Source organism: Pseudomonas helleri (genome assembly GCF_009600315.1).
Taxonomy (GTDB): domain Bacteria; phylum Pseudomonadota; class Gammaproteobacteria; order Pseudomonadales; family Pseudomonadaceae; genus Aquipseudomonas; species Aquipseudomonas helleri_A.
In genome coordinates this window covers 48,345-55,504 of the sequence record NZ_WIWC01000033.1, presented here as the reverse complement: position 1 = coordinate 55,504, position 7,160 = coordinate 48,345, and the positions used below count along the sequence as shown (strand labels likewise).

Annotated in this window: 5 protein-coding genes and 2 pseudogenes; 5 read left to right on the top strand and 2 right to left on the bottom strand. The window is 55.7% G+C overall.

Translation table 11 applies throughout. The annotated features are described in order from the left end of the window. The 5 genes and pseudogenes from GHN86_RS17515 to GHN86_RS17495 all read left to right on the top strand — a co-directional run. A pseudogene (locus GHN86_RS17515) lies at nucleotides 1-1,758 on the top strand (RHS repeat domain-containing protein); the annotation flags it as partial. Then, nucleotides 1,758-2,069: a hypothetical protein gene (locus GHN86_RS17510; protein ID WP_153383243.1), complete on the top strand. Its 312-nt coding sequence runs from the start codon at nucleotides 1,758-1,760 to the stop codon at nucleotides 2,067-2,069. The pseudogene GHN86_RS17515 and the gene GHN86_RS17510, both read left to right, overlap by 1 nt. 205 nt (nucleotides 2,070-2,274) lie before the next feature. Continuing rightward, nucleotides 2,275-2,469, top strand: a complete 195-nt coding sequence (locus GHN86_RS17505) for a hypothetical protein (protein WP_153383245.1) — start codon at nucleotides 2,275-2,277, stop codon at nucleotides 2,467-2,469. Beyond that, complete coding sequence (locus GHN86_RS24105) at nucleotides 2,462-2,701, top strand: DUF2247 family protein (protein WP_397462672.1); 240 nt, start codon at nucleotides 2,462-2,464, stop codon at nucleotides 2,699-2,701. Before GHN86_RS17505 ends, GHN86_RS24105 begins: the two co-directional genes overlap by 8 nt. Before the next feature lie 325 nt (nucleotides 2,702-3,026). After that, a pseudogene (locus tag GHN86_RS17495) lies at nucleotides 3,027-4,105 on the top strand (hypothetical protein); the annotation flags it as partial. A 125-nt stretch (nucleotides 4,106-4,230) separates the two neighbouring features. Here the strand turns inward: GHN86_RS17495 and GHN86_RS17490 are convergent. Both GHN86_RS17490 and GHN86_RS17485 read right to left on the bottom strand, forming a co-directional pair. Continuing rightward, nucleotides 4,231-5,574: an MFS transporter gene (locus tag GHN86_RS17490; protein ID WP_153387021.1), complete on the bottom strand. Its 1,344-nt coding sequence runs from the start codon at nucleotides 5,572-5,574 to the stop codon at nucleotides 4,231-4,233. A gap of 21 nt (nucleotides 5,575-5,595) precedes the next feature. Next, nucleotides 5,596-6,837 (bottom strand): glutamine synthetase family protein, encoded by a 1,242-nt coding sequence (locus GHN86_RS17485; protein ID WP_194286297.1) that lies wholly within the window; start codon nucleotides 6,835-6,837, stop codon nucleotides 5,596-5,598. Nucleotides 6,838-7,160: the final 323 nt, after the last annotated feature.

The window sequence follows — 7,160 nt, the reverse complement described above, 5'->3', positions numbered from 1 at the left end:
TACGAATACGACCTGCAAGACCGCCTCATCACCGAGCATCAGGGCTGGGCCACCCTGCGCTACCGCTACGACGCCCTCGGCCAGCTCAGCCACTGCAAACTGCCCGACGGCAACCGCCTGCACTACCTCTACCACCCCGGCGGCGTGCTCAAAGCCATCCACCTCAACGGCCAGCGCCTCACCGGCCACCGCTTTGAACACGGGCGCGAAATCATGCGTCAGCAAGGCGCGGTGCTCAGCGAATACCACTACGACGAACAACACCGCCTCAAGGAACACCGCGTCCACCCGCTCGACCACAACGGCGAAGTCACCGGCCACTACCACTACCGGCGCAGCTACCAATACGACGCCAACAGCAACCTGCGCTTGCTCACCGACAGCCGCAAAGGTCAAAACAGCTACGCCTACGACCCCCTCGACCGCCTCACCGAAGTCATCGGCTTCATCAACCACGTCGAACACTTCGCCCACGACCCGGCGGGCAACCTGCTCAGCCAAAGCTACAACGGCCAGGGCCGCAGCCACGGCAAAATCAAAGGCAACCGCCTGCTGATGCAAGGTGATTGCCACTTCGACTAAGACGCCTACGGCAACCTCATCCGCGAACGACGCGGCGCCGGCCAACGACTGGTGCGCCATTACCGCTACGACAGCCAACACCGCCTGATCGGCATCACCCTGCCCGACGGCAGCGACGTCGCCTACCGCTACGACGCCTTTGGCCGACGCATCGCCAAAGACATGGACGGCAAAACCACCCAATTTCTCTGGCAAGGCGACCGGCTGATTGCCGAGAACATCTACCAAAAAGGCGTCTACGGCTGGCCGCTGTACCGCAGCTACGTGTACGAACCCGGCACCTTCAAACCGATGGCTTTACTCAAAGGCCACGGCACAACCCACGAGGTCTACTACTACCAGCTCGACCATTTGGGCACCCCGCAAGAACTGACCGACCCAGGCGGCAAAATCGTCTGGTCGGCGCATTACCGGGCCTACGGCAACGTCATCAAATTCGACATCAATGAAATCAGCAACCCTCTGCGTTTTCAGGGCCAGTATTACGACGAAGAAAGCGGACTACACTACAACCGCCATCGCTACTACAATCCCAACACCGGCCGCTACCTGACCCCCGACCCGATCAAACTGGCGGGCGGACTCAACAGCTACCAGTACGTGCCCAACCCCACGGGGTGGGTGGATCCGTTGGGGTTGATGAGTGTTGAGGGGGATTGTCCGGGAACAGAGTCTAAAACTTCTTCTATTGAACCCGGGATACCCCAAGCCAGCCCGGATTTTTATGTGGGACCGTCAGGGCCTGATTCGACATTGCCCGGGACTGGCTATAGATATATGAGATACCTGAATGACGATGGAACCATTAATGAGTATGCGGAAAAGGTTCTAACCAAGTATAAAGCTCCAGTGACCTATGCAGGATTTGAAGAGTTTTTCTCCGGAAAAAAAGCTCGCGATGCGTTCCAAATTAAAGGCCCTGAAGTGGGTCCAGATATGAACGGCCCCAAATCATGGAGCGACTCAAGGATTCGTGCACGATTTGATACATTACAGTTATATAAAAAAGGAACACCCGAAGTACGGATACCATTCAGTAAGGGAGACACCGAAAAAACAACTTTAGAACCATTCACAAATGCCTACCCACAATACGGGACCGGTGGAGCACAACAAATACATTTGGATGGGCGCAACGTAGAATTTACAAAAATAGATATCCTTCCGGAGGAATAATGGACAGTTTTTATACAGTAGCAAAAGTAGATTTGGAGCCTGAGTATCCACACAGTACAGACTGGCCAAAAGTTATTGCCTATTCTTATAAAAAAAACTCATTTCTATTAACTGAGGGGAAAGGGTATGGGTTTAAGGGGGTGGTAATCACAGAATTAGAGGCGAGAGACCCCACTTGGAATCATTTATTTTCTGAATTGAACGCACATTGGATCTTAGATAGGCTCAGTAGCTCCCCTTTCATCAATGAAGATGACTGCGTGCAATCTATAACGTCTAAACATGGTAGCTTAGATATTTTAAAATCTTAGGCGCGTAATGACTTTTAATAAATATCATAAGCTCAGACTGACGAGATTTTTATCCCCTGCTAAATATCGACTGGGCCAACCAACGCTTACTGACTCTAAAGCATGAGAAGCGCTTAAAAAATAATTCACAGTCATACATATATAAATGATTGTGAATTCGAATAGCTTGAAAAACTGCTCAATTATTTTAAAAAGGATTAATGTAATGCTTCCTTTACTTGACGGAATATATACTCACCACAAAGCGCAAAACTTAAGCTGGAAAGAGCTTCAATACGGACTAAGCAAACTCCATACAAATGAAAGCGGGGTTTCACAGTACGCATCAGAAGCATTGGCATTAGACCCATGTAACAAGCAAGTAGAGCTAGCATCATTAAGCACTCAAGAGCATATTTAATGCGCACGAATTACTTCGCTCTCTCACCCAGAACACTAATACTGAAAAAGACCCCTCAAAAGTCTGGATCTACACATTGCTATCTTGGCTTTTCGAGAATAAACACCACTACAACGACCCTTTTGAAACAATCGATGAGATTTACGCTGATTTTGGATATCCAGAAGAAGTATCAACTCTTATTAGATATATACCCACCCAGAGGACTCAGCAACTTCAGAAGACCAGTTAGTACACAACTGGGCAGATTTTCTTAGTAGTTACGAACAAAAACTAAGAAATACCGTTTAGGGAGATCTCCGTAAGCTCATTGCACCTGCAGGCTCACACCTCGTATATAAATGCTCTTTAAAACATTCAATATAGACATATTAGCAATCTGGCATTCGGCTTCGCTATTTCCAATGCAGAGCCAACATGGGTGGGAAACTCACCCACTACAAATGGGACGCCGCAGGACGCCTGAGCCAAATATCCCTGCACTGCGGCTTTACAACTTTTACGGCTAAGACACCGCCGAACGTAAGCGCATCACCCGCTACGAATAAGCCTACCACCTGCTGGAAAAAACCGAATACTCCGACACCCAACCGCTGAAAAACGCCTACCAGCGCGACAGTGCCGGACGCCTGCTGATCAAAACCCTGCCCGACGGCAGTGAAATCACCTACACCTACGACAGCCTCGGCCGCCTCACCGCCGTCGACGACGGCCAATGGCCGCTGGCCTACGAATACGACCTGCAAGACCGCCTCATCACCGAGCATCAGGGCTGGGCCACCCTGCGCTACCGCTACGACGCCCTTGGCCAGCTCAGCCACTGCAAACTGCCCGACGGCAACCGCCTGCACTACCTCTACCACCCCGGCGGCGTGCTCAAAGCCATCCACCTCAACGGCCAGCGCCTCACCGGCCACCGCTTTGAACACGGGCGCGAAATCATGCGCCAACAAGGCGCGGTGCTCAGCGAATACCACTACGACGAACAACACCGCCTCAAGGAACACCGCGTCCACCCGCTCGACCACAACGGCGAAGTCACCGGCCACTACCACTACCGGCGCAGCTACCAATACGACGCCAACAGCAACCTGCGCCTGCTCACCGACAGCCGCAAAGGTCAAAACAGCTACGCCTACGACCCCCTCGACCGCCTCACCGAAGTCGTCGGCTTCATCAACCACGTCGAACACTTCGCCCACGACCCGGCGGGCAACCTGCTCAGCCAAAGCTACAACGGCCAGGGCCGCAGCCACGGCAAAATCAAAGGCAACCGCCTGCTGATGCAAGGCGACTGCCACTTCGACTACGACGCCTACGGCAACCTCATCCGCGAACGACGCGGCGCCGGCCAACGACTGGTGCGCCACTACCGCTACGACAGCCAACACCGCCTCATCGGCATTACCCTGCCCGACGGCAGCGACGTCGCCTACCGCTACGACACCTTTGGCCGACGCATCGCCAAAGACATGGACGTCAAGATCACTCAATTTCTCTGGGAACGCGACGGTCTAACCCCGAAAAAATCTACCAAGAAGGTGTCCAAGTCTGGACTCTTTAAAGCAGCGATGTGTACGAACCCGGCACCTTCAAACCCATGGCCTTGCTCAAAGGTCATGGCACTATAAAGGCGAAGAATATCTCCACCGAAATCAAACTCCAGACGGACTCAACAGTTACCACTGTGCACCCATGCCATGTCAGACGCCCTTCCCCAGCAGTCCAAAGCGCCTTAAAGGTGCTTCAAACCCATGACTGTCACTCCTTACGCTCAGTCTCTTGGGTAACGTCTTGCGGGTGAACTTCAGGCTGTGGCTCCGATTCACCTTGCGGCTCCACGTTATCCACCATCTGATCCTGCACCACTTGCTCATCGACCCGCGGGTCAAGCGCAGCCACCAGAGGAGAGCTGGACATGCTGTCCGGCATGGCGACGTGTTGCAGCGGGGCGTCGTCGACCTGGTGCAGGTTGGTCACGTCATTCGGGCGGATGCGCCACACCAGCAGCAATCCCGCCACGCTGAAGAAGGCGTAGAGCATTTGGCTGCCCATGATTTTCATCAGTACACCCGCCAGCAGCGGGCCGATGCTGGCACCGATGCCGTAGGTCACCAGCAGCATGGCGGTCAAGGACACGCGCCGCTCCGGTTCGATGTGGTCATTGGCAAAGGCAACGGCCAGCGGGTAGATGCAGAACTGCAACAACGCGCTGAGAAAGCCTGCGGCAAACAGGACTTCAACGGGTACCGACGGCAAGAGCGCCAGTGGCAATGAGGCCAGGGCCAGCAAGAACGCGAGGATGCGGATCAGCAACGGTCGGTCATAGCGATCCGACAACCAGCCCAACGGCCATTGCACCAGCAGGCCTGCGAAGATGCAGCAGCCCATGTACAAACCGACCAGTTCGGTGGACAGCCCTTGTTGGGAGGCGTACAGCGGCGCCAAGCCGTAGAACGAACCCACCAGTGAGCCCGCGCCCAGTACGGCGATCAAGGATTGAGGTACCCGCTGTATAAAGAATTTCGGGTCCATCGGTGCCGGGTGCAAGGGCGCCGGGTGAATTCGTCGGGTCATGGCCACAGGCACCAGGCACAGGGCAAAACACATGGCCACAAGCATCAGCAACTCAAGGCCCAGTTGCGGGTGGATGACGAGTATCAGTTGCCCCAGTACCAGCCCCAGGTAGGAGGCGATCATGTACAGGCTAAAGACCACGCCCCGCTGTTTGGCGTCGGCCTGCTCGTTGAGCCAGCTTTCGATGACCATGTATTGGCACATCATGCCCAAACCGACAATCACCCGTAGCAGCAGCCACATCGGCAGCCAGTCGGTCAGACCGTGACAGAGCACCGCCGCGCCGACGATGCCGGCACAGGTGGCGTAGGCGCGGATATGCCCCACTCGGGCAATCAACCGGTGGCCAATTTTGCCCCCCAGTACCAGACCAAAATAGTTGGCGGCCATCAAGGCGCCGATCCATAAACCGTCGACATTGTCGGCGGCCAGACGCAGCGCCAGGTAGGTGCTTAACAGGCCCGAGCCAATCAACATCATCAGCGAAGCAAAATACAACGCGCGAAAGGATTTCCAGATTTGATGCATGGCGTTCCGTGCGACTCCTGCTTAAGCCTGAGCCGCCAATACACGGCGCTCCCAGGGAGTGATTTCATCGTAGAAGCTGGTGAGCTCCAGAGTCTTGGACGCGATGTAGCCTTCGATGAACTCAGTGCCGAACAGTTCAATCGCTAAACGGCTGCGCTTAAGTCGCTCTAGCGCGGCATGCAAGGTACAGGGCAGTAACAAGGCATCCGGGACCTCGAATTGGCCCTGAATGGCAGGCGTCGGTTCCAGCTTTTGTTCGATGCCATGCAAGCCGGCGGCCAAACTGGCGGCAATGGCCAGATAAGGGTTGGCGTCTGCACCCGGCAAGCGGTTTTCGACGCGCCGGGCTACCGCTGCGCTGGCCGGAATGCGCAACCCGGCGGAGCGGTTATCCAGTGACCAGCAGGCGTTGTTTGGCGATGCGTACGGGTGGCACAAGCGCTGGTATGAGTTGACGTTTGGCGCAAACAGCGCGGTGAAGTCGGCCATGCACGCTTGCTGCCCACCGATAAAGTGGCGAAACATCGCGGTGGGTTGCCCCGCCTCATCGCTGAATACATTCTGCCCGCTGCCCTGCGCCACCACGCTTTGGTGAATATGCATCGAACTGCCTGCCGTGTGCGCCAGCGGCTTGGCCATGCACACCACGGTCAGGCCGTGTTTAAGCGCGACTTCCTTGAGCAGGTGCTTGAATAAAAAAGTCTGATCGGCCAGCAGCAACGCGTCACCGTGCAGCAGGTTGATCTCAAACTGACTGACGCCCATTTCATGCATAACGGTGTCACGGGGCAGACCCAGCGCCGCCATGCTCGCATACACCTCGCTGAAGAATGGCCGCAGGCCGTTGTTGGAACTGATGCTGAACGCAGCACTGCCGTCTTCGCGTCGACCGTCCAGGCCAACGGGCGGGCGAAAGGCTTGAGTCGGGTCGGGATTGGGCGCAAAGACAAAAAACTCCAGCTCGGTCGCCACCACCGGCGCCAGCCCATGCGCAGCGTAACGGGCAATCACAGCCTTGAGCTGGCCACGGGTCGAGAGGGCTGAGGGACCACCCGAGAGTTCATTGGCATCACAAATGGCCAATGCCCGTGGCGGTGTACTCCAGGGCAGACGATGAATGTGGGTCGGGTCTGGCACCAGCGCCAGATCACCGTCTTCACCGCCATAAAAACAGGCTTCAGGGTAGCCGCCCATGATGCATTGCAGCAGGACGCCACGGGCCATTTGCAGGCGCCGTCCTTCAAGGAAACCCGCCCCCGTCATCACTTTGCCGCGCGGCACGCCGTTAAGGTCGGGGGTCACGCATTCAATTTCGTCAATGCCAGCCAATGCCTGCATGAGTGGAGCCTGACACGGGGTGGTCATGACGCTTTCCTTGTTGAGCACGCCGCGAGGGGCAATTCACACAAAATACGCAGCACTGACTGGGGATTTCAAGCAATCGCCGCAGGATTCTGGCAATTGGCCCTTGCGCCCTCGTGGACTGATCGAAAACGAAGGTTCAAAGGCTGCACAGGTTTTGCGGTACGTGGTCGGTTTGCCGTCTAGACTCTGCGCGCAATGGTGTCCTGGATGACCAAAAGGAA